Source organism: Streptomyces sp. WMMB 714 (assembly GCF_900090125.1).
Lineage (GTDB): Bacteria > Actinomycetota > Actinomycetes > Streptomycetales > Streptomycetaceae > Streptomyces > Streptomyces daqingensis.
Map to the genome: position 1 here is coordinate 596507 of NZ_FMHJ01000002.1, position 21655 is coordinate 618161.

General features: G+C 71.8%; 20 protein-coding genes. 10 read left to right on the forward strand and 10 right to left on the reverse strand.

From position 1 onward, the window contains the following. Window positions 1-105 precede the first annotated feature (105 nt). Window positions 106-459 (reverse strand): hypothetical protein, encoded by a 354-nt coding sequence (locus H181DRAFT_RS05360; protein ID WP_045862986.1) that lies wholly within the window; start codon window positions 457-459, stop codon window positions 106-108. A gap of 634 nt (window positions 460-1093) precedes the next feature. On the opposite strand from H181DRAFT_RS05360, the gene H181DRAFT_RS05365 reads away from it, so the two are divergent. Both H181DRAFT_RS05365 and H181DRAFT_RS05370 read left to right on the forward strand, forming a co-directional pair. Continuing rightward, entirely contained in the window at window positions 1094-2368 is a 1275-nt protein-coding gene (locus H181DRAFT_RS05365; protein ID WP_045863123.1) for a hypothetical protein, read from the forward strand. 288 nt (window positions 2369-2656) lie between these two features. Next, window positions 2657-3196, forward strand: coding sequence for a DoxX family protein (locus tag H181DRAFT_RS05370; RefSeq protein ID WP_045862987.1), 540 nt, complete (start codon window positions 2657-2659; stop codon window positions 3194-3196). Between the two features lie 51 nt (window positions 3197-3247). Here H181DRAFT_RS05370 and H181DRAFT_RS29305 read toward each other — a convergent pair whose 3' ends face one another. Both H181DRAFT_RS29305 and H181DRAFT_RS05380 read right to left on the reverse strand, forming a co-directional pair. Then, window positions 3248-3601: a hypothetical protein gene (locus tag H181DRAFT_RS29305; protein WP_074467718.1), complete on the reverse strand. Its 354-nt coding sequence runs from the start codon at window positions 3599-3601 to the stop codon at window positions 3248-3250. After that, the gene (locus H181DRAFT_RS05380; protein ID WP_074467719.1) at window positions 3598-5091 is read right to left on the reverse strand and encodes a PspC domain-containing protein; all 1494 of its coding nucleotides are present in this window, start codon (window positions 5089-5091) and stop codon (window positions 3598-3600) included. Before H181DRAFT_RS05380 ends, H181DRAFT_RS29305 begins: the two co-directional genes overlap by 4 nt. Before the next feature lie 179 nt (window positions 5092-5270). Here H181DRAFT_RS05380 and H181DRAFT_RS05385 point away from each other — a divergent pair, with 179 nt between their 5' ends. Next, window positions 5271-6638 carry an ATP-binding protein gene (locus H181DRAFT_RS05385; RefSeq protein ID WP_045862988.1) on the forward strand — a complete coding sequence of 456 codons (1368 nt, stop codon included), beginning with the start codon at window positions 5271-5273 and terminating at the stop codon, window positions 6636-6638. Then, window positions 6635-7363: a LuxR C-terminal-related transcriptional regulator gene (locus H181DRAFT_RS05390; RefSeq protein ID WP_045862989.1), complete on the forward strand. Its 729-nt coding sequence runs from the start codon at window positions 6635-6637 to the stop codon at window positions 7361-7363. The genes H181DRAFT_RS05385 and H181DRAFT_RS05390 overlap by 4 nt, the downstream gene beginning before the upstream one ends. Window positions 7364-7406: 43 nt before the next feature. Here H181DRAFT_RS05390 and H181DRAFT_RS05395 read toward each other — a convergent pair whose 3' ends face one another. Both H181DRAFT_RS05395 and H181DRAFT_RS05400 read right to left on the reverse strand, forming a co-directional pair. Continuing rightward, window positions 7407-8180, reverse strand: a complete 774-nt coding sequence (locus tag H181DRAFT_RS05395; protein WP_045862990.1) for a hypothetical protein — start codon at window positions 8178-8180, stop codon at window positions 7407-7409. 61 nt (window positions 8181-8241) lie between these two features. After that, window positions 8242-9048 carry a CHAP domain-containing protein gene (locus tag H181DRAFT_RS05400; RefSeq protein ID WP_052708457.1) on the reverse strand — a complete coding sequence of 269 codons (807 nt, stop codon included), beginning with the start codon at window positions 9046-9048 and terminating at the stop codon, window positions 8242-8244. A gap of 121 nt (window positions 9049-9169) precedes the next feature. Here H181DRAFT_RS05400 and H181DRAFT_RS05405 point away from each other — a divergent pair, with 121 nt between their 5' ends. The 3 genes from H181DRAFT_RS05405 (at window position 9170) to H181DRAFT_RS05415 (ending at window position 10887) form a co-directional block, all read left to right on the forward strand. Continuing rightward, complete coding sequence (locus H181DRAFT_RS05405) at window positions 9170-9742, forward strand: MarR family winged helix-turn-helix transcriptional regulator (protein WP_078895494.1); 573 nt, start codon at window positions 9170-9172, stop codon at window positions 9740-9742. A 242-nt stretch (window positions 9743-9984) separates the two neighbouring features. After that, the gene (locus H181DRAFT_RS28685; protein ID WP_254666703.1) at window positions 9985-10152 is read left to right on the forward strand and encodes a M48 family metalloprotease; all 168 of its coding nucleotides are present in this window, start codon (window positions 9985-9987) and stop codon (window positions 10150-10152) included. A 93-nt stretch (window positions 10153-10245) separates the two neighbouring features. Then, complete coding sequence (locus H181DRAFT_RS05415; protein WP_045862992.1) at window positions 10246-10887, forward strand: hypothetical protein; 642 nt, start codon at window positions 10246-10248, stop codon at window positions 10885-10887. A gap of 118 nt (window positions 10888-11005) precedes the next feature. Here H181DRAFT_RS05415 and H181DRAFT_RS29310 read toward each other — a convergent pair whose 3' ends face one another. Further along, entirely contained in the window at window positions 11006-11386 is a 381-nt protein-coding gene (locus tag H181DRAFT_RS29310) for a peptidase inhibitor family I36 protein (RefSeq protein ID WP_158715412.1), read from the reverse strand. A gap of 704 nt (window positions 11387-12090) precedes the next feature. Between H181DRAFT_RS29310 and H181DRAFT_RS05425 the strand changes: the two genes are divergently transcribed. Both H181DRAFT_RS05425 and H181DRAFT_RS05430 read left to right on the forward strand, forming a co-directional pair. Next, on the forward strand, window positions 12091-13077 hold the full coding sequence (locus tag H181DRAFT_RS05425) for a slipin family protein (protein ID WP_045862994.1): 987 nt from the start codon (window positions 12091-12093) through the stop codon (window positions 13075-13077). 147 nt (window positions 13078-13224) lie between these two features. After that, complete coding sequence (locus H181DRAFT_RS05430; RefSeq protein WP_045862995.1) at window positions 13225-13752, forward strand: DinB family protein; 528 nt, start codon at window positions 13225-13227, stop codon at window positions 13750-13752. A 49-nt stretch (window positions 13753-13801) separates the two neighbouring features. Here the strand turns inward: H181DRAFT_RS05430 and H181DRAFT_RS05435 are convergent, their stop codons facing one another. Continuing rightward, window positions 13802-14395: a Uma2 family endonuclease gene (locus tag H181DRAFT_RS05435; RefSeq protein WP_045862996.1), complete on the reverse strand. Its 594-nt coding sequence runs from the start codon at window positions 14393-14395 to the stop codon at window positions 13802-13804. Between the two features lie 145 nt (window positions 14396-14540). Further along, on the reverse strand, window positions 14541-16085 hold the full coding sequence (guaA, locus tag H181DRAFT_RS05440; RefSeq protein ID WP_045863128.1) for a glutamine-hydrolyzing GMP synthase: 1545 nt from the start codon (window positions 16083-16085) through the stop codon (window positions 14541-14543). A 464-nt stretch (window positions 16086-16549) separates the two neighbouring features. Here guaA and H181DRAFT_RS29770 point away from each other — a divergent pair, with 464 nt between their 5' ends. Then, a complete protein-coding gene (locus tag H181DRAFT_RS29770) occupies window positions 16550-16966 on the forward strand; it encodes a chorismate mutase family protein (RefSeq protein WP_254666704.1) in 417 nt (138 codons plus the stop codon). A gap of 921 nt (window positions 16967-17887) precedes the next feature. Here H181DRAFT_RS29770 and H181DRAFT_RS05450 read toward each other — a convergent pair. Together H181DRAFT_RS05450 and H181DRAFT_RS05455 are read right to left on the reverse strand one after the other, a co-directional pair. Beyond that, the gene (locus H181DRAFT_RS05450; RefSeq protein WP_045862999.1) at window positions 17888-19738 is read right to left on the reverse strand and encodes a GMC oxidoreductase; all 1851 of its coding nucleotides are present in this window, start codon (window positions 19736-19738) and stop codon (window positions 17888-17890) included. A gap of 138 nt (window positions 19739-19876) precedes the next feature. Beyond that, complete coding sequence (locus tag H181DRAFT_RS05455) at window positions 19877-21520, reverse strand: succinic semialdehyde dehydrogenase (RefSeq protein ID WP_045863000.1); 1644 nt, start codon at window positions 21518-21520, stop codon at window positions 19877-19879. Between the last annotated feature and the right edge of the window lie 135 nt (window positions 21521-21655).

Here is a 21655-nt window from a genome sequence, read left to right on the forward strand (position 1 = left end):
CGCACCGCTGTACGTTCAGCCGGCCGGAACCCCGGGCCCCGCGCTCCCGGCCCTCGGCGCCTCCGGCGCAGGACGCTTCAGGCCCAGCGCCTCAGGCCCAGCGCCTCAGGTCCACAGCACCGCGATGAAGATGTTCGCCGTCGTCAGTGCGCCCACCGTGCCGAACAGCGGAGTGGCGACCCTCTCCTCGTCCCGCTTGACGTAGACCAGCCCGAGGATCACGACGAGAAGCGCGAGCTTCACACCGATCTTGAAGTTGTCGACCGGCTCGTCCGCTGCCTGGTTGAGCCCGACCAGCGCCATGCCGGTCACCAGCATGGTGAACGCTCCGTGCAGCATCCCGGGGACGAAGCGCGCCCCGCCCGTGCGCATCGCCTTCATCTGGAAGAAGAAGCCCCCCAGCAGCGCGGCGATGCCGATGATGTGCAGCCCGACGAAGACGTTGATGAGTATGCCCATGCCGGGAGCGTAGCCAAGTGCCCCCGCCCGGCAGGCGCGTGGCCCCGACTCCCCGTCGTCCTGTGACCCGAAGGGTCAACAGTCCGGCCCTGCCAAGGAGTTGGACATGGGGAGAGCCGGTTCCCCGTCTCCGTCCGGGCGCGGGACGAGGCCGGCGGATCGTGTACGGAGTCCGGGCCGAGTTGGCCGGATTCGACGGCGGACCCCATGATCATTTACGTTCTCCCCGCACGTGCCCTCCACGGCGAGCCGCCCGGGCCGCCGCCGGAGCCAGGCCCTTCCCCCGCCGCTCTCCCGTAGCTCTCCCGCGGCTCTCCCGCGGCTCTCCCGCGGCTCTCCTGCGGCAACCCCCCTTCCGCGTACCGTGATTCGGGAGATCCCCGAACCCGCCGGTGGGCATCCTGTGCCGGGCCGGGGGAGATGCCGTGAGGGCCCCGGAAGGCCCGGCGTCCACACCTGCGGCGACCTCACACGGACGGGCTACGAAGCCGCCCCTGCCGCGTGGACAGGCCCTGCCGTAGGGCACAATGCGCCTTTCACGAACGGTGTTTGAGAGGCGGGGTGCGCAGTGGCCGTGGACACGGCACGGGACGGCACGACAGGCAGCGGCAGCACGAGCGGTGAGACCGTCTCCATGCGCAAGTCCACGCCCGCCGAAGCTCCCTCCGGCAAGCACTCCACCCGCTGCACCTGCGGCGACTGCCCGCACGGCGCGCGGGAGGGCCACCGGCACGCGCTGTCCGACTTCCGGCAGCGGCGCGACGAACTCGCCGCCGGCGAAGGGCTTCCCGCCGCGCTCGCCCACTCCCCCGGCGCTTCACGCCAGTGGGTCTCCGACGAGTTGACGCGCGCCGCCCGTACGGTCGCCGAACGCAGTCGCGAGGAGGGCGCCGTACGGCTGGCCGCGCTGTGGCGCCACACCGTCGTCGCCGTGTGGGGGGCCGTACTGGCCCTGCTGCTCGGGCAGTTGCTCACCGCGATCGCCGTGGGCTGGTCCGCGGCGCGTACGGCGTCGCTCGTCGCCGCGTTCGTCTGCGCCGGGCTGCTCTCCGGCGCCGCCTACCTGCACCGGGCACGCGGCGGGGCGCTCGCGCCGCTCATCGGCGAGGACAACCGTCTCTCCACCTCGCGGACGGTCGCGGCCGCCTGGATCGTCTTCGCCGTGTACGACGTCCTCGTGCTCGCGCTCGAACTCGCGGGGCGCTCCGGGCAGGCCGAGCGCCGCGAGCTGCTGGAAGGGCTCGAACTCTCCCAGGGTGCCGGGCTGCTGACCGTGCTGGCGCTGAGCTGTGCCATAGCTGTGTTCGTCCGCCGGACCGTCGCCGTGCGCGTCCAGCACCAGCGGCTGCAGAAGGTGCGCGCCGACCGCCCCCGCGCCTCGGACCTGCTGACCGACGACGCGGGCCGCGGCTCGTTCTGCGACGTGCAGTTCGTGCTCATCAGCGGCGTCGCGGTGATCTTCGCGGCTGTGCGGCTGGCGCGCCAGCCCGACCAGCTGCCGGACCTGCCCTGGAGCCTGGCCGTTCTGGTCGTGGTCTCCGCCGCCACCTACCTCGCGGGCAAGTACGCCGAAGGCGGCCGCCCCGTGGTGCTGTCGGTGGTGCGGGCCCGTGAGATCGGCGACCTGCACGCACCCATCCGCACCGGCGACGACATCGAGATCCGCGGAGCCGGCTTCGTGCCCCCCGGCTCGGACGAGCCCGACCGGCTGGCCCGGATGGTGGTCCGCGTGGGCGCCGTGCACGTACCGGTGCCGCTCATCCCGGTGGGCGGCGGGTTCGCCAACCCCACCGACTCGACGCTGACCGTCCCGGTCCCCGTGGAGGTCGAGCCCGGCAAGGTCGAGGTCCAGGTCGTCACCGCCGCCGGAGTCGAGACCAACCGCTATCCCATCGACGTCGCCGACTGACGCGCTCCCGCGAAGGGGACCGGAGCAATTCGGCCCCGCGGAGGGGACCGGAGCAATTCGGCACCGCGAAGGGGACCGGAGCCGCGGGCCGGTTGGTCCGCTCTGTCGCGAATCACCGGGCCCGGAACGGAGTCCGGCACCCCGGTTGTGCTCCTGACCGTGCATAACGGGTGTGCGAGCGACCTCGGCCGCGTACCGTGTCCACTCCTGCCCGGCCGAACAGGCTTGCGGCAGAGGCAGTGGAGAAGCTGCGAGAGCGGCAGCACCTGACGGAGGCGGGGACGCGAGATGGCTCTGACGGACAGCACACCCGGCAGCCACGACGTTGCGGTCAGCGGACCGCCCGGAAGCCTGAGGGCCAGAGCGTCGAAGTACGCGCTGCTCCCCCTCCGCCTCTTCCTCGCCGGCACCTTCATCTACGCCGGGCTGGACAAGTTCCTCGACCCGGCCTTCCTCGCGTCCAGCGGCTCCGGTTCGATGGCGGAGACCCTGGAGTCCGCACGCTCGACCGCGGCCATCCCCGCGCTGATCGACCTCGCCCAGAACGACCCCCGCGCCTTCGGCATAGCCATGGCCGCCGGTGAACTCGCCGTGGGGCTCGGCACGCTGGTCGGTCTGTGGACGCGCCTCGCCGCGTTCGGCGGGATGCTGATCTCCCTGAGCCTGTGGCTGACGGTCAGCTGGGGGAGCGACCCGTACTACTTCGGCAACGACCTGCCGTACATGATGGCCTGGACCCCGCTCATCTTCGCCGGGGCTCCGCAGTTCTCGCTCGACATGGCGATCTCCCGCAAGCGGCGGCGCAGGGGCAGGCACATCTTCGGATAGCGCGGCGGGCGGGGCGGGGCCGGTGCCCCCTGCCGGATCAGCCGCGCCGGATCAGCCGCGGTCGGGCCCGCCCGTGCCGCCGCCCCCGCTCCCCTCACCGTCCGCGGACCGCGCGTACCCGGGCCGCAGGCCATCGGCAGGCATCGCGCCCGGCGCCCGGCCGTCCGCAGGCTCCTCTCCCGGCGCCAGCGGCGACCGGGCGCGCTTCCTGCGCACGTGACGGCGGACGGCGAACGTCGTCCACGCGGTGAACGCGGCGAGCGTCAACGCGACGGGCATCGCCGCCAGCCGGGCCCACAGGGGCGCCTCCCACTCGCCGAACGCGTCCAGTGCGAACATCGCGGCACCCGCGATCAGCAGAAGTCCCAGCAGCAGCCGGGCGGGTTCGAAGCGGTGCCCGTTCACCGGACCCCCTCGACAGCCGGCTGCGGGGCTCTCCCGTTCCGCTCCGTGAATGCCTCCCCGTCGTCGTCGCGTCCTCCCGAGGGCAGCGCACGCACGATCTCCAGCTGACCCGCCTCCGTCTCCACCGACAGCTTCAACGTGCCCGCGGGTCTGCCGCCGCCCTCCGGCGTGAGCTCCACCCGCTGCTGCCTGTCGAAGCCGCTGAGCCCGCGGACCACGCTGCCCCCGCCGGGGTCGCTCTCGCTGTACTCGCGGACCTCCCCGACACCGATCCGGGCATCCAGCGCGACGGTCACGTCCTCCGGGACGACCACCTTCAGCGTTCCGACGCCTAGCCGCGCGCTCGTCTCCACGGCCTTCCGCCCCTCGCCGAACCGCACGCCCCGCAGGTCGAGTTCGCCCATGCCCGCGTCCAGGCGGTACGTGCTCCTGACGTCTGCGGCGGACGCGGGGGTCCACACGACACTGCGCCAGTCCGTGCCGATGCTCTTCGGAATCAGCGAAGCCCCCGTCAGCAGCACGGCCGTGACGACCACCATGAAGACGGTGCCGAAGCCGACCCGTCCCGCGAAGGCGCTCACCACCAACCCCAGCCCGTAGACCGCGAGAGCGCAGGCCAGTCCGACGGTCAGGCTGGTGCCCAGCGGACGCGAGTCCCAGCCCGCGAAGGTGCCGGCCGCTCCGGCGGCGGACGCCAGCATCGCGATCAGGCCGCCGAGCGGACGCCCCCGGCGCTCGCCCCGCCACCGCACGGCCGCCCCCTTCAGACCCCGGGGAGGGCCGGGCGCTCCCTCGTCGGCCGGGCCCCACAGATAGCCGGAGCCCCCTGTGCCGTCCTTCGTCAGCGGCTCCCGCCACCACGACGGCGTGCCCGGCACGGGCGGCGCCTGCGCCTCGGGGGGAGCGTCGGCGACGGCGTGCGCCGTCGCCGGGTCGACCGGCGCGCCGACGGCCTCGGCGGCCTCCGCCTCGCGGCGGTGCTTCGACCAGTGCGCGGCGCCGAAGACCGCACCGACGATGAGGAGCGAGAAGGGGGTGCTGCTGCTGCCGAGCGAGGCGAGGAAGAGCCCGCACCCGACGAGCGCGACGAGGATGGCGGAGAGCGTCGTCCCCTCCACGCGTCCCGACAGCAGCCAGCGGGCCTCGTTCTGCTGCTCCCCCTCGGCGGGGATGAGCAGCCACGCGAAGCCGTAGAAGATCAGGCCCAGACCGCCGACGACGGAGAGGACGGCCAGCGGAACGCGGAAGACGACGGGGTCCAGGTCGAAGTAGCGGCCCAGCCCCGCGCACACGCCCCCGGCCACCTTGGGACGCCTGCTCCGGGTGAGCCTGCGCTCGGGCTGCCCCGGAGGCTCGGGCTGCCGCGTCCCGGAGCCCGCTTCCGCGCCCGGCGGCTGCTGCTGCCAGGGCTGCCGATGGGGCTGCGGTTGCTCCCGGGGCCGCTGCTGGGGCTGCTGGGGCTGCGACGACGTGTGCTCGTCCTCGGTCATGCGCCCATGGTGGCCCGCCCTCCGGCCCGGCACATCGGGGCCCGTCCCCCACCGGTCCCTGATTTCCGGCGCTCACGTACCGGACGGGACGGCGGCCCGAAGCGGGAGGCGAAGCCACAGGGCCGGATCAGGGAACAACCCTGATGACCCCCGCCCCTACCCCGTGTGACGATCGGGGCATGACCCCCGCCTCGTCGACTGCGAGCGCAACCCACGCGCCCGGCGGCAGACCCCCGCCCGCCGAGGACCATGCCTCCCCGCCCCCGCTCCGCAAGCTGTACCGCAGCTCCGAGGGCCGCATGCTCGGCGGCGTCGCACGCGGACTCGCGGGGCACCTGGGGCTTCCGGTCTCGTGGGTGCGCGTCGTCTTCCTCGCGCTGTCCGTGACGCACGGCCTCGGCCTGCTGCTCTACGCGGGCTTCTGGTTCATCGTGCCGCTCGGCACGGGCGGCGTCGACGCCGAGCGCCGCGCCGCCGCGGACGCCGCGTCCCGGGCAGGGCGGGCACGGGGCCGGGCCCGGCTGCGCGTCCGCAAGCCCGACAAGGGTCAACTCCTCGCCGTAGTGGTGCTGTTGGTGTGCCTGGCCGTGCTGGCGGACAACCTGCAGTTCGGCCGGATCAACACCTACGTGTGGCCGATCCTGCTGATCGGTCTCGGTGTCGTCCTGGTCTGGCGCCAGGCGGACGACGCGCGCCGAGCGCACTGGGCGGCGGTCAGCCGCCGCCGGGGTCTCCTCCCACTGGCGCGCAGCGCGGCCGGGGTCGTGCTCGTGGCCGCCGGTGTGAGCGGCATCGTGCTCGTCCAGGGTTCGGCCCGCTACCTCGGCCCCGTGCTGCAGGCCGCCCTGGCCGTCCTCGTGGGAGTGGCGCTGCTCGCGGGGCCGTATCTCGTACGGATGATGCAGGACCTCTCCGAGGAGCGCCTCATGCGCATCCGCGCGCAGGAGCGGGCCGAAGTGGCCGCACATGTCCACGACTCGGTGCTGCACACCCTCACCCTCATCCAGCGCAACGCCGACGACGCCCGCGAAGTCGCCCGCCTCGCCCGCGCCCAGGAGCGCGAACTGCGCAACTGGCTCTACCGGCCGCAGGGCGACGGCAAGGACGAGGACGACAGGCCGAAGACCCTGGCCGAGGCCGTCAAGGCGGCCGCCGCCGAGGTCGAGGACCACCACGGCGTCCCCATCGAGGTCGTCTGCGTCGGCGACTGCCCCCTCGACGAGAAGCTGGAGGCCCAACTGCAGGCCGCACGCGAGGCGATGGTCAACGCCGCCAAGTACGGTGGGGGCCCCGCCCATGCCGCAGGCCAGGGGGGAGAGGGAGGGGCCGTTCAGGTCTTCGCGGAGGTGGAGGGCCGTACTGTCTTCGTGTCCGTGCGTGACCGGGGCCCCGGCTTCGACCTCGATGCGGTGCCCGCGGACCGCATGGGCGTACGCGAGTCCGTCATCGGGCGCATGCAGCGGCACGGCGGTACGGCCCGGGTCCGCTCGTCGCCGGGCGAGGGGACAGAGGTGGAGCTCGAGATGGAGAGGGCGGCGGAATCGTGACCGACGAGAGCGCAGGAACGCAGGACGGCCAGGGCTCCCAGGGGACGCCGGAGGAGGGTCCGGGCCGCGAGGTCAGAGTCGTCCTCGTCGACGACCACCGCATGTTCCGCGCGGGAGTGCAGGCCGAGATCGGCCGTACGGAGACCACCGGTGTCCACGTCGTCGGCGAGGCCGGCGACGTCGAGCAGGCCGTCACCGTCATCACCGCCACGCGTCCCGACGTCGTCCTGCTGGACGTCCACCTGCCGGGCGGGGGCGGCGTGGAGGTGCTGCGGCGCTGCTCGTCGCTGATGACGGGCGGCGAGTCCGCGGTGCGCTTCCTCGCCCTGTCCGTCTCCGACGCCGCCGAGGACGTGATCGGCGTCATCCGTGGAGGCGCCCGCGGCTACGTGACGAAGACGATCACCGGCACCGACCTGGTCGACGCCGTCTTCCGCGTCTCCGAGGGCGACGCGGTCTTCTCGCCGCGCCTGGCCGGGTTCGTCCTGGACGCCTTCGCGTCCACCGACGCACCGCCCGTCGACGAGGACCTGGACCGCCTCACCCAGCGCGAGCGCGAGGTGCTGCGCCTGATCGCGCGCGGATACGCCTACAAGGAAGTCGCCAAACAGCTCTACATCTCGGTGAAGACCGTCGAGTCCCACGTCTCCGCGGTGCTGCGCAAGCTGCAGCTCTCCAACCGCCACGAGCTCACGCGCTGGGCGGCGGCCCGCCGGCTGGTGTGACCGGCGGGCCGCCGCCCGAGAGCGGGTTGTCCTGAGCCGGCTGCTACGGCGCCAGCTGGTCGAGCGCCGCGTACAGGTCGTCGATGGCGCCCATGGCCGACGCCTTGTCGGGTGCGTACTTCGCGGTGGTGTCCCAGCCGGTGCCGTAGCACCAGTGGAGGCTGTCGTCGATGCACTCGGCCTTCACCTGCGGCGCGTTGAGGGCGAAGCCCACCCCGTGGTTGCGCAGCAGCCACGAAGTGCGGAACAGGCCGGTCGAGTTGACGACCTGCTCGTTCTCCGCGCTTCCCTCGGGGAAGCCCGCGTAGTCCGCCGTGTGCGCGAGGATCTGGTCGACGGACTCACCGGGGTAGAGCTGCTGAGCGACCTCTTCTATCCGCGCCTGGTCGAACGTCGTCACCTGCACCGCCGAGTTGCCGACCTGCCAGCAGCAGGACGGCTCGCAGGAGTCCAGCGGGCCGAGGCGGACGTTGTCGCAGTTGGAGTAGGTGTGCGGGTTCTCCAGCCCGAGGATGCCCTCCTTCAGCGACCACCAGGTCACGCGCGCGGCGGCGGTGACGCGGCTGGCGCGGTCGCCGTCGAGCCTGGGCACCGTGTTCTCCGCGATCCAGCGGACGTTGGCCTCTTCCGGCGCGGTCAGCTGGTGGCCGTTGACGACGATCCCGGCCTCGGCGTCGGCATTTCCGGTCTGCTGCTGCGCCGTGTCCGCCGACGCGACGCCCGGCGTGAGTGTGAGCGTGACGGCCGTGAGGAGCGCGAGGAAGGCGGAACCGACCGCCGCCCGCAGCGTGCTCCGTCTGTGCGATGGCACCTTCATATGGGGTCTCCCTCATGCCGGCCGGCGGACCGGCCGGCGGTCGAGAAGTCGGCTGAGGCGGTCAGTTGGACGGCGGGGAGACGTGTGCGTAGACGCTCTCCGGCTCGTGCGTCTCGGCGGTCTCCGGGAAGTACGGGCCGACGCGGGTCACGGCGTCGCTGTAGTTGCCGTCGACGGAAGTGATGCTGCCGTCCTCGTGTACGGCCACGACGATGCCCACGTGGCGTCCCGTGTCGGAGTTCTCAGGGCCCGTGCCGAAGAGCACGCCGTCCCCGACCTCGATGCCCTCGTGGCCGTCGGTGGTGAGGCCGCGCTCCTTGCCCCAGTAGTAGAAGTCGCCGGTGAAGTGGGTGTCGTTCATGTCCTCGACGCCCGCGTTGCGCCACACCCAGTTGACGAAGTACTGGCACCAGTCGTGGTCGGCGGGTGCTCCGTACTTGCTCTTGTCGGTCAGGCCGATCTCGCCCTCGGCGAGGTCGACGATGGTCTCGCGCATGCTGTCGCTGGGCGGCGGAGTGTCGTCCTTGCACAGCGGCAGGTCGGGGTGGCGGCCGTCGTAGCCGGTGTTCATGTAGCGGTCGGTGGAGTAACCGCCGTGCGCGGGCAGGTAGTTCCAGACCTTGTTGCCCTCGACGTCCTGGCCTTCGAGCTGGCACTCGACCTCGACGGAGTCGCCTTCGCTGAGCCGTCCGACTTCCTTGCTGCTGCTGGTCGCGTCGGACCGGACGAAGAGGGAGACGCCACCGGTGTCGCCGACGGTGGCGGTGATCGACTCGGCGTCGGCTGCCTGGGCCGGGGCGGTCAGTCCGACGAGGAGTGCGGTGATGGTCGCGGCTGTCAGGGATCTCGCAACAGTTTTTGTGTTCATGACAATCCTTCTTCGGTGCCCGACTTCGGCACCGGCTCTGTGGGGGGAGAGTTACGGTAGGGGAATATCCGAACTCGGAGCAAGTACTCCGAGTTGGTAGTATCCAACCGATCAAGCGAAAGTGAGTGTGACGGCGGTGGAACCCGACGGCACCGACGAACTCGTACGCGACTGGGCCCAGGCCGTCCCCGAGATAGACCCGCAGGTGGAACGCATCGTGGACCGGCTGCTGATCAGCGCCAAGTACCTGGAGCAGCTGGCCGCCCGGCTCTCAGAACCACACGAACTCCAGCTGCCCGACTACGAGATACTCGCCCGGCTCTACTGGGTCGGCCCGCCCCACACGCTGCGCCCTTCACAGCTCGCCGCGGGCACGCTCACCCCCGCCACCAGCATCACCAACCGACTCGACCGCCTCCAGCGCAGGGGCATGCTGGAGCGGGTCACCGACCCGAAGGACCGCCGCGTGCTCGCCGCGCGACTCACCGACGAGGGCCGCGCGCTCTTCGAGCGGATCGTCGCCGAACAGGCCATCGAGGAGCGGGCCCTCTTCGGCAGACTCAAGGACGACGAACTCGAAGCTCTCGACAAAGGACTGCGAGCGCTGATGTCCGTCCTCACCGACAGCCTCGGCCCCGCACCCCGCCGCGTCAGCCTCGCCCTCTCCGACCAGAAGCAGACGCCCCGGCGCTGAGCACCGCGGCCGCGCAGGGCACCCCACAGGGTGTCGCCAACTCCCCCTGTGCGGTTCATGGACCGCCACCTTCTCCGTCTCCTCGGCCCCATCGTGGGCACCCCTCGGCCTCCGTAGCGTCATCGACGACAGCGGCGCAAGTGGCGGCGTGACGACGACCGCTGCCGTCGCCCGGCCTTGTCCTGGATGCGGAGAGCAGGGAGGAGAGGCGGCTCCCACTCCTCGGTGCTGCACGCCTGCCCGTGATCGCTCACGAGCTCGCCCACAAGGTCGCCGGACACGGTCCCGGTTACTGGCGGGTCCTGCGCCGTGCCGTCCCGGAGTGCGAATCCCTCAGGTCCGAGCTGGACGAGATGGGGCGGCGGGTGTGGCTGGGGGATGTGAGTTCGGCCGCGACGCCGCCCCGATGACGTTCGCCCAGGCTCCCGCTGGAGATCTTTCGCTTCTGTGACGTCCGCGGCAGGGCCCGCCGCGGGCACCCCTCCACCCCTACCATCACGGGCATGCCCGGACCTCAGTGGAAGCACGTCACCCTTGACATCGCCCTCGTCGCCGCCGCACCGCTGGTGCTGGCGGCCTTCGGGCTCGGGCATCCGGGCGGGCTGCGGCCCCACAACGCCGCGCTCTGGGCCGAGCTGCACATCTGGCTGCTTCCTGTGTGGCCGCTGCTGGCGCTGGGCCTGGTCGTACCGCTGTGGGGGCGGCCTCAGCGCGGCGCCACCGGAGCGGCCACGGTCGCGGCGTGGATCGCTGGCTTCGGGTTCGCGGTCTTCTACACCGGGCTCGACGCCGTGGCGGGCATCGCGGCGGGCGTCGCCGAGCAGCACGGAGGCGCCGACCGGCGGGAGGTCGTCAACCCGCTCTTCCACACCGGGGACGCGCTCGGGCAGGCCGGTGTGTGGTGCCTGGCGGCGGGAGTGGCAGCCGCGTCCGTAGCGCTGTTCATGCGGTACGGGCCGCGCGTACTGCCCGGGACGGCGCTGCTGCTGGTGTGCTGCTGGTCGTTCTTCGACAGCCACATCTTCCATCCGCGCGGCGTCGTGACGATGCTGGGCTTCGCGCTGGGCTTCGCCCTCTGGGTATGGGCGGCGGCCGGCCGTGCGGCGCGGGGCGCCGACGCCCCGGGGAGCACGCCCCGGGCCTGACGGGGGGGCCGGGCGGGCGAGCGGCAGGGCCGCCGCCCCGACGAGCGGAACGGCGGCCCACCTCCGGATCATCGGTACTGATCCGGATCGATTCTCATCGGATCGGTCCTGATCCGGATCAGCAGTCCTCGACGGAGCTCACCTGGCCGGCCAGGCCGGCGTCGAGGTCCATCGCGGCACCGTCCGGGATGAGCAGGAGCCGGTTCTCGTATCCGGCGTCCTTGTAGAGGCACCAGTTGTCGCCGGAGATGTTCTTCACCGAGTAGACGTGGTCGTTGAGGCCGCCTGCCACACCGCCCAGGTCGTAGACGCCGTCGGCGAGGGACAGATGGCTGCCGCCTCCCTGCACGTCGTGGTAGATGCAGAACTCCGACGGGTCGCACGGCCAGGTGGCCGGGTCGGAGGTCGTGCTGGCGCTCGCGGAGGCCGGCACGGCGAAGACGGCGGCGCCGAGAGCCGCCGCTGCGGTCAGAGCGAGGCGGCGCATACGAAGGGTCATTCGCGTAATCCCTTCTTGCGAGGGAGATTCCCCGTTGTCGTGTCGACGCGGCGGGCTTTCTTCGCCGCGTCGCGAACACTGCGACCGTAGCACCGATTCGGCATCCGTCCGCAATGGAATTCGGGAAGGACGACCGGATCGAATTCGGATTCGCACGGGCGTACTCAGATCCCGTACGGCCGGGCCCGCGGGAAGGCGGGCCACAGCCCCGCTCGCAAACCGCCGTTCCGGTGCCGCACGCCGCGACATCGCAGGCCGACGGGGCGATGAGGGGAACGGGGGGCTTCCGTCCGCGACGGCCGAGCCGCCCGCCACGTGCCGTTCTCCACAGACGGTCGGGATTCCGTTTCGAGGCACCGCAAAGCGAGCGGGACCGGCTCCACGGAGCCGCGTACCGAGGGTACGGGAAATTCCACTACCGGAAGATCCCGGAAAGAATGGAGCCGCCATCCCGATTCTTCCGCGCGCCGAATAGGACGGCAAATTCAGCGGCACCGGTACGTATGACATCCAATTGTGGAGATTCCGTAGAGGCGCCGCTGAATTCTTTCCCGTAGTTGCACGGCCTCGCGCCCCCGTCACGGCGCGTCAAGGGGGTTCGACGGAGCGGACGGGCCGGGCGGGGCGTCCGCAGCGGAGCTACCGTGGAAGAGGGGTTCATGCCTGATTGCCGCTTTTGTGGCGGAGAAGTTCAGGAGGGCACCGTGGTGGACGTCATAGTCGGCGTGATCGTGGCAGTGGCTGTGGTGGGCGCGTTGCTGCTCATGTCCGCGGCCCGCGTGGTCCGCCAGTACGAGCGGGGCCTGATCTTCCGGCTGGGGCGGTTGCGGCCCGGCATCAAGGAACCCGGATTCACGATGATCGTTCCCGGCGTGGACCGGATGCAGAAGGTCAACCTCCAGGTCGTCACGCTTCCCGTGCCCGCGCAGGAGGGCATCACCAGGGACAACGTGACCGTGCGGGTCGACGCGGTGGTCTACTTCAAGGTCGTGCACCCCGCCGACGCGATCATCCGCGTCGAGGACTACCGGTTCGCCGTCTCGCAGATGGCGCAGACGTCGCTCCGCTCCATCATCGGCAAGAGCGAGCTCGACGACCTGCTCTCCAACCGCGAGAAGCTCAACCAGGGCCTTGAGCTGATGATCGACAGCCCGGCGGTGGAGTGGGGCGTCACGGTCGACCGTGTCGAGATCAAGGACGTGTCGCTCCCCGAGACGATGAAGCGCTCGATGGCCCGCCAGGCCGAGGCGCAGCGCGACCGCAGGGCGCGGGTCATCAACGCGGATGCCGAGCTGGAGGCGTCGAAGAAGCTCGCGCAGGCCGCCGAGCAGATGTCGGAGACTCCGTCGGCGCTGCAGCTGCGGCTGCTGCAGACCGTCGCGTCCGTCGCCACGGAGAAGAACTCCACTCTCGTACTGCCCTTCCCCGTCGAGCTGCTGCGGTTCCTCGAGACGCCGCACGACGGAGCGACGGCACACGACGGCGACGGCGGCCGCAAGGGCGCCTCGCGGGAGACCCCGCGGCAGCCCGTTCCGGAGGTGACCCTCCCGCCCGAGGCGGCCGTGCCGGAGGGTCCCGCGCCCGGAGCGATCTCGCCGGACGACGTCGGCGCGAGCGGCGACGGGACGGACGACTTCGCGGCGCCCGTCCCGGAGGAGGAGGATCTGGCCAGGCGCCGGTCGAGGAGGTAGCGAGCGCACAGCCGGGAGGCCCACGGGCCCCGGACGGCACGGGCCGTCCTCCGGCGGGTGGCTCGAACCCGACGGCGGAGCAAGGGAATCGGGGTCGAAGCGCGGAAGCGGCCCCGGCACCGCCGAGGAGCGTGCGACGCTGACGGCATGACGACGACACCGGACGGGCGCGAGATCCCTCCCGTGCAAGCCGGCGAACGGGCCATGCTGGAAAGCTGGCTGGACTTCCACCGCGCCACGCTCGCCCTCAAGTGCGAGGGCCTGGACGACGCCCAGCTCCGTACGGCATCCGCCGAGCCGTCACCGATGACGCTGCTCGGCCTCGTCCAGCACATGGCGGAGGTCGAACGCAGCTGGTTCCAGCGGGTGTTCGCCGGGCAGGACGTCCCCAAGGTCCACGACGCGTGCGGCGACGACGGATTCGCCCTCTCCCCCGGCCGGGGCATCGGGGAGGCACTGGCCGACTGGCGTCAGGAGGTCGAGCGGGGGCGGCAGTTGACCGCGGACGCCGCACTCGACGACTCGGGGGCCCTCCCGGACGAGGACGCCGCGTACATGGGCGAGAAGAGCGTCTCGCTGCGCTGGATCCTCATGCACCTCATCGAGGAGTACGCCCGCCACAACGGCCACGCGGATCTGCTGCGCGAGCGCATCGACGGGGTCACCGGCGCCTGAAGCGCTCCGGCTCTCCGGAACCGAGGCAGGGGCCTGGACGGGCCGCGGTCTACATGTGGTCGATCTCGGTGAGGTCGATGTCGACGTCGAACGGCACCGAGATCTTCAGCTGGTCGTGGTGGATACCCGTGACGGCGTAGACCATCGTCGTCTGATCGAGCTCGTAGACGTACACCACCGGCCGCTCGCCGTCGCCCGACATCTCCACGCGCCAGAAGTGCGGGATGCCCGCCCGCGCGTACTTGTGCGGCTTCGTGTCGCGGTCCCGCTCCTCGGAGTCGGGCGAGACGACCTCGACGGCGAGGACGAGATCCGACGCCTGGTACCTGGTCTGGCGCCGGCTGGTGACGGCCTCGGCCCGCACCACCGAGATGTCCGGCTCGGGTGCTGTCCGCGGGCTCAGCACCACCGTCATCTCACGCTTCACGCGCAGCTCGTCGGGAACCGTGCGGCGAAGCCCCTTCTCCAGCAAGTACATGGTCAGCGAATGGAAATCCCGCTGCGGGCTCACGAAAACCAGGCTCCCGTCGATCAGCTCGGTGTGCGGCGGGAGGCCGGGCAGGTTGAACAGGTCGTCCACGGTGTAGCCCTGCCGCGGCGGCACGGGCCACGACGAGCTGGCGGGCACGGGCTCGGCGGTCATGATTCCTCCCATGGACGGGATTCTTGAACCTGAGCCCACAGTAGCGGGCGGGGACGGCCCTGCCGTCACTCAGACGTATGAGCAGCGGCGGTGCCGTTGACGCGAGGACCGGGCGCGGAGACTCACCGCGCCGCTCCCCCTCGCGTCACTCCCACTCGATCGTGCCCGGCGGCTTGCTCGTGATGTCGAGGGCGACGCGGTTGACGCCCGAGACCTCGTTCGTGATGCGGGTCGAGATGCGGGCCAGCACGTCGTAGGGCAGCCGCGACCAGTCGGCCGTCATCGCGTCCTCGGAGGACACCGGGCGCAGCACCACCGGGTGCCCGTACGTGCGCCCGTCCCCCTGGACGCCCACGGAACGCACGTCACCGAGCAGCACCACCGGGCACTGCCAGATCTCGCGGTCCAGACCGGCCGCCGTCAGCTCCTCGCGTGCGATGACGTCGGCCTCCCGCAGCAGGTCGAGGCGCTCGCGCGTGACCTCGCCGATGATGCGGATGCCGAGCCCGGGGCCCGGGAAGGGCTGGCGCTGGACGATCTCCTCCGGCAGGCCCAGCTCCTGGCCCACCATCCGGACCTCGTCCTTGAAGAGCTGCCGCAGCGGCTCGACCAGCTCGAACTCCAGGTCCTCGGGGAGCCCGCCGACGTTGTGGTGGGACTTGATGTTGGCCGCACCCGTACCGCCGCCGGACTCGACGACGTCGGGGTAGAGGGTGCCCTGCACCAGGAAGGCGACGTCCTCGCCGGCCGCTCCGGCCTCCGCCACGAGCTCGGCCTGCGCCTGCTCGAAGACGCGGATGAACTCACGGCCGATGATCTTCCGCTTCTGCTCCGGGTCGGTCGCGCCGGCGAGCGCGGACAGGAAGCGCTCCGAGGCGTCGACGACCTTCAGCTGCACGCCGGTCGCCGCGACGAAGTCCTTCTCGACCTGCTCCGTCTCTCCCTTGCGCATCAGCCCGTGGTCCACGTACACGCAGGTCAGCTGAGTGCCGACTGCCTTGTGGACCAGGGCCGCGGCGACCGCGGAGTCCACGCCGCCCGAGAGCCCGCAGATGGCGCGCTTGCTGCCGACCTGCCGTCGGATGGCCGCGACCTGCTCGTCGACGATGCTCTCGGTCGTCCAGGTCGGCGACAGCCCGGCGCCCCGGTAGAGGAAGTGCTCCAGCACCTGCTGCCCGTGCGTCGTGTGCATGACCTCGGGGTGGTACTGGACGCCGTACAGCCGCCGCTCGTCGTTCTCGAACGCCGCCACGGGCACCATGTCCGTCGACGCGGTGACGGTGAAACCCGCCGGCGCCTCGGAGCAGGCGTCGCCGTGCGACATCCACACCTGCTGGCGGGACGGCGTGCCCTCGAAGAGCGTCGACCCCGGCTTGGAGACGTTCAGGTCCGTACGGCCGTACTCGCGGCTGCCGGTGTTCGCGACCGAACCGCCGAGGCTCTGCGCCATGAGCTGGAAGCCGTAGCACAGGCCGAGCACGGGGACGCCCGCCTCGAAGAGCGAACCGTCGAGGGAGGGAGCGTCCTCGGCGTACACGGACGAGGGGCCGCCCGAGAGGATGACCGCCTTCGGCTTCTTCGCGAGGATCTCCGCCACCGGCATCGTGCTGGGCACGACCTCGCTGTAGATACGGGCCTCGCGCACGCGGCGCGCGATGAGCTGCGCGTACTGCGCCCCGAAGTCGACCACGAGGACGGTCTCGGTCCCTGCGCCCGCCGCGGTGTCGGGAGCGGTGACGCCTTCCGGGGACTCGCCTTCCGGCGGGAGGGACGCTGAAGCCACGTGGCGGCTGCCTTTCGGCCTTACGGCGGTGGAGCGGGAAGTGCGCCGGACGCGATCACACGCGCGTCGCAGGTCGCACCCGGGGTCGTGCATCCGAGTCTAACGGGGCCGGACGCGGCACCCGACTGGCCTCCGGCAGGCCGCCGGGGCATACTGCCCGCATGTTCGAGCAGACCCCGCGCGACCAGTTCCGCTTCTGGTTCACCTTTGGCACCGGCCCGTCCGGCTGCCGCGGTGGAGCTGCTTGAGCAACCTGCAAGCGACCTACCTGGCGCCCCGGGCCGATCAAGGCCCGGGGCGCCGGTCGTTTCCGCTCCCCGGTCCACGGGCCCGGGGCTCCGGAGGGTACGACCCTGAGAACGGAGAGAGCCATGAGCAGCGGAACGAGGGCAGGAACCGCCGGCGGGAACGGCCGGGCAGCGCACGCCGGCGGCAAGGCGGCCGGCGCCGGGGCGGGCACGGACGCCACCGGCGCTCCACCCGGGGACGGCGGACGTGCGGACGGTGCGTCCGGAGGCGGCGTGCGGGAGCGCATCGACGACCTGGACCGGCGGATCATCGCCCTCGTTCAGGAGCGCAGAGCGGTCTCGGCGGGCGCGCGGCGGACGCGGCGCGACGGGGACGCGGAGCGCGGCACGGGCGCGGGGCCGGACGGGGACGCCTCCACCGCGCGCGGAGGCGCCGGCGGGCTCGCGCGGGAGATGGAGATCCTCAACCGCTACCGCAGCGAGCTCGGACGGCCCGGAACGCAGCTCGCGATGACTTTGCTGAGCCTGTCCCGCGGCTGACGCGGGGGCTGCCGGTGCGGGCGCGGTCGAAGTCCCGTTCCGCACAGGGGCTTTGGGGGCCGGACGGAGTAGGTCGCGGCCGCGTCGTGCCTGGTCCCCGCGCCCGCCGCGTGGTGACGCGGTGGGCGCGGCCGCAGCCCGCGCCGTGGCAAGGCGACGGCGCGGCGGTCACCCGTACGGTGCGTGACCCGGCCTGTGAAGGCTTCGTTGACCCCGGTGTCCCCGATGTCAGCCGGGCGCCAGGCGGATCGGGGCGGCGCCATCGCAGCGATGAGACGCCCGTTTCTCCCGTGAGGCGGAGGCGGAAGTGTCGTGGGACCTCGTTGCGGCGCGAGTGACCGGTCAGCAGGGGACAGCAGCCCGGTCACGCCCCCTCGCCGCGCAGGCGGGGAGTGGCGGCCGGTCCGGGGGACGCCTGGGACCGGCCGCTCCGCGGTCCCCGTCCCGCTCCCGCTTCCCGTTCCCCCTCCCGCTTCCCGCTTCCCGCTCCGGCCGAGGTCCGGCGCCCGGAGGGGTTCGGAAGATTCCCGTCCGACGGTAAAAGTTCCGGCCAGCCGGTACGGATCAAGTGACGGAGTGGCGCGAACTGCTTGCGCACCGCCCGGCACATCGACCACGATGCACGTGCGAACTCCCTTTGATCACACCGCCGTTGACGAGCACGGGCCGCAATGTGCCCTGCTCAGCACGGCAGCCGTGCGGCACTACCCCCCGGTGCCGCTCCCTCAGCGCGGACGCTGCCCTGACGTCCGCGCTGACCGAAGGGCCCCGCGGTCGCCGCCCACCACCCACCCGGCCGGCACCACGGGGCCCTTTCGCAGTCTTCCGCGCTGAGCCGCACACAGCCGCACACAGCCGCGGTGCCGTACCCCCGGCACGTCACCGGGCGTACGGCACCGCGAGGCCGTCACCGCCGAGCCGTCACCTCTCCGCCGGCTCGGCCCCTGCCGCGCCGTCCGCCTTCTTCGCGGCGCTCTTGGGCACCTCCGGCACCGGCAGCACCGTCAGACGGAGCGCCGCGAACGCGCTGTCGGGCACGACCGGACGGCGCGGCGGCACCGGTTCGAGACGCACGTACTCGCCGCCCTGGGCCGGACGCGCGTCCTCCTCGCCCTTGTTGGGCCACAGCGACATCGCACGCTCCGCCTGCGCGGTGATCGTGAGAGAGGGGTTCACACCCAGGTTCGCCGAGACGGCCGAGCCGTCGACGACCGAGATGCCCGGATGCCCGTACAGCCGGTGATAGGGGTCGATGACTCCGGTGTCGGCGTCGGTGCCGATCGGGCAGCCGCCGAGGAAGTGCGCCGTCAGCGGAGTACCCATCACCTCACCGAGGTTGGCGCCGGCGAAGCCGTTGATCTCCTCCGCGAGCAGCCGCGCCGCCTCCGAACCCTCGGGTATGTGGGCCGGGTTGGGCGCTCCGTGGCCCTGACGCGCCGTCAGCAGGCCCTTCCCCAGGCCCTTCTGCTTGCGGAACGTCGTCAGGGAGTTGTCGTGGGTCTGCATCACGAGGGCGATGATGACCCGCTCGGACCACTTCCGCCCGGACAGGGAGCGCAGGAAGAGACTGGGGTGCCGCAGGCAGGTGAGCAGGTGGCCGAGCACCTTGGGCAGCTTGGTGTCGTGGTTGACCTGCAGCGTCGTCAGCGCGCTCATCGCGTTCGATCCGCGCCCGTAGCGGACGGGCTCGATGTGCGTGTGCTCGTCCGGATGGATGGACGAGGTGATGGCCACGCCGCGAGTGAAGTCCAGCGCCCGGCCGTCCTTCCACTTCTTCCTGTAGCGGCGTTCGACGGTCTGCGCGCCCACCAGCGCCTCGGAGTTGGTCCGTGTCAGCTCGCCGAGCCGGTCCGACAGGCGCGGCAGCGTGCCCGCGTCGCGCATGCGGTGCAGCAGGGTCTGCGTCCCGTACGTGCCGGCCGCGACCACCACCTTCTCCGCTCGCAGCACCTTGGCGGGGCCCTTGCGCTTGTCGGTGGCGACGCAGGTGACCGCGAACCCCGCTCCGTCCGGGAGCTCCTCGACCTCGCGGACGGTGGTCATCGGGTGCACGACGGCGCCCGCCTTCTCCGCGAGGTAGAGGTAGTTCTCGTTCAGGGTGTTCTTCGCGCCGCGGCGGCAGCCCGTCATGCACTCCCCGCACTCCTCACACGCCTTGCGCGAGGGGCCCACGCCGCCGAAGTAGGGGTCGGCCGCCTCCTCTCCGGGCTTGGCGGTGACCTTGCCGTCGGCGTCCTCACCGTCCCCGAAGAAGACCCCGACCGGCGCCATGTGAAAGCTGTCGCCGACTCCCATGCGCTCGGCGGTCCGTTTCAGATGCTCGTCGGACGGGGTCGTCGTCGGGTTCAGGCGGACGCCGAGCATCCGCTTCGCCTGGTCGTAGAAGGGACGCAACTCCTCCTGCCAGTCGGTGATGTGGCCCCACTGGCGGTCCTTGAAGAAGGCCGGAGGAGGCACGTACAGCGTGTTGGCGTAGTTGAGCGAACCTCCGCCGACGCCCGCTCCCGCGAGGATCATGACGTTGCTCAGCAGGTGGATGCGCTGGATGCCGTAGAGGCCCAGCGCCGGCGCCCAGATGTAGTTCCTGGTGTCCCAGGAGTTCTTCGGCAGCGTCTCGCGCGTGAAGCGGCGGCCGGCCTCCAGCACGCCGACGCGGTAGCCCTTCTCCGTCAGGCGGAGCGCTGACACGGAACCGCCGAAGCCGGAACCGATGACAATCACGTCGTAGTCGTGCGAATCGCCCTTGTCCCGGGCGGAGTTCTCCTCGGACACGGTGTGCCTCCGGTGCGAGTGGTGCGGCTCGGTGGGTGGTCTGCCGGTGGTGCGGGGACGGACGGCGTGCCGTCGGGGCGGCGCGGTCGGCCTGTCGTCGGGGCGGCGCGGTCGTCCGCGGCGCCGCCCCGGGAGCCGTCAGCGGAAGCGGAGCGCCTTGAGGGCCTTGAGCGAGACGCTCATGAACGCCGCGTACTTCTCGTCGTCCATGCCGAACGAGGGCGCCATCGGCAGCAGACGCTGGTGGGCGACGGTCTGCGGATCGGTGTACTTGAGGATGCCCTCCGCGCCGTGCCGTCTGCCGATGCCGGACTCGCCCATGCCGCCCATCGGGGCCTGCACGCTGCCGTACGCGGCGGCGTACCCCTCGTTGACGTTGACGGTCCCCGCGCGCAGCCGCCCCGCGACCTCCCGTGCGGTGCGCCCGTTTCCGCCCCACACGCTCGCGTTCAGGCCGTACGAGGTCGAGTTGACGAGTCCGACGGCCTCGTCGACATCCGAGTAGCGGTACACGGAGACGACAGGCCCGAAGGTCTCCTCGGAACACACGGCCATCGGCGCCTCGACACCGTCGAGGATCGTCGGCTCGAAGAACAGCGGCCCGACGTCCGGCCTGGCGCGCCCGCCGGCGAGCACCTTGGCGCCCTTCGCGACGGCCTCCTCGACGTGCCGGGTGACGTTCGCCAGCTGCTTCTGCGAGACGAGTGAGCCTATGTCCGCGCCGAAGGCGAGCGACGATCCCAGCTTCATCCGCTTGGTGCGGGCGACGAAGCGCTCCAGGAAGTCGTCCGCCACCGACTCCTCCACGTACAGCCGCTCGATCGAGATGCACAGCTGCCCGGCGGACGAGAAGCAGGCGCGCACCGCGCCGTCCGCGGCCTTGTCCAGGTCCGCGTCCGGCAGCACGATCATGCCGTTCTTGCCGCCGAGCTCCAGCGAGCAGCCCACCAGCCGGGCGGCGGCGAGCTGTGCGACGCTGCGGCCCGTCTGCGTCGAGCCCGTGAACGAGACGTAGTCGCCGCCCTCGACGACCGCGGGGCCCACCACGGGGCCGTCCCCGATGACGATCTGCCAGACCTCCTCGGGCAGCCCGGCCTCGATCAGGAGCCGCCGGGCCCACATCGCGCTCAGCGCCGTCTCCGTGTCCGGTTTCATCACGACGGCGTTGCCGGACACGAAGGCCGGAAGGGCGTCCCCGACGGACAGTTCGAGGGGGTAGTTCCAGGGAGCGATCTGCCCGACGACGCCGCGGGGGTGGCGCAGTTCGGTCACCTTGGTCAGGACCGGGATCGCCCCCGTGTGCCGCTTGGGCCGCAGGTACGCCGGGGCCTTCCGCCCGTAGTGCCGGGCGGCGACGGACACCGCCAGTACCTCCTCGTGCGCGTGGAGGCGGGTCTTGCCCGTCTGCAGCTGGATCAGGTCCAGCACCTCGTTCTGCCGCTTCAGCACAAGGTCGTGGAAGCGGAGCAGGACGGCGGCGCGCTGCTTCACGGGCGTCGCCGCCCAGGCGCGCTGGGCGTCACGGGCACGGTCGAACGCGGCGGCCACGTCCTCGGGGGTGGCCTCGGGCAGTTCGGCGAGCCGCTCACCCGTGAAGGGCGAGTGGGTGGGCGTGCTGGCGCTCCCCCTCACTCCCTTCGTGAGGCGGGCGACGAGGTCAGGGGTGACCACCTCGGCAGCGGTGCGCACTCCCGCGGGAGCCGCTGCGACGGGATTGCCCGGCCCGCTCCCCTCGGCGGCACCGGTGCCCTGCTTCTCTCGCGTGTCCTGCGTGTCCGTCATGCGCCAGAGACTACGACCGCCGCAACGCGCTGCATACCCGACGGTAACCACTTTCACCGAATCTGCCAGTGAACGCTGGCACGACGGCCGTGGAGCGGGATGCGGCCGGGTCGCGCGGGCTCCCGCCCGGGCTGC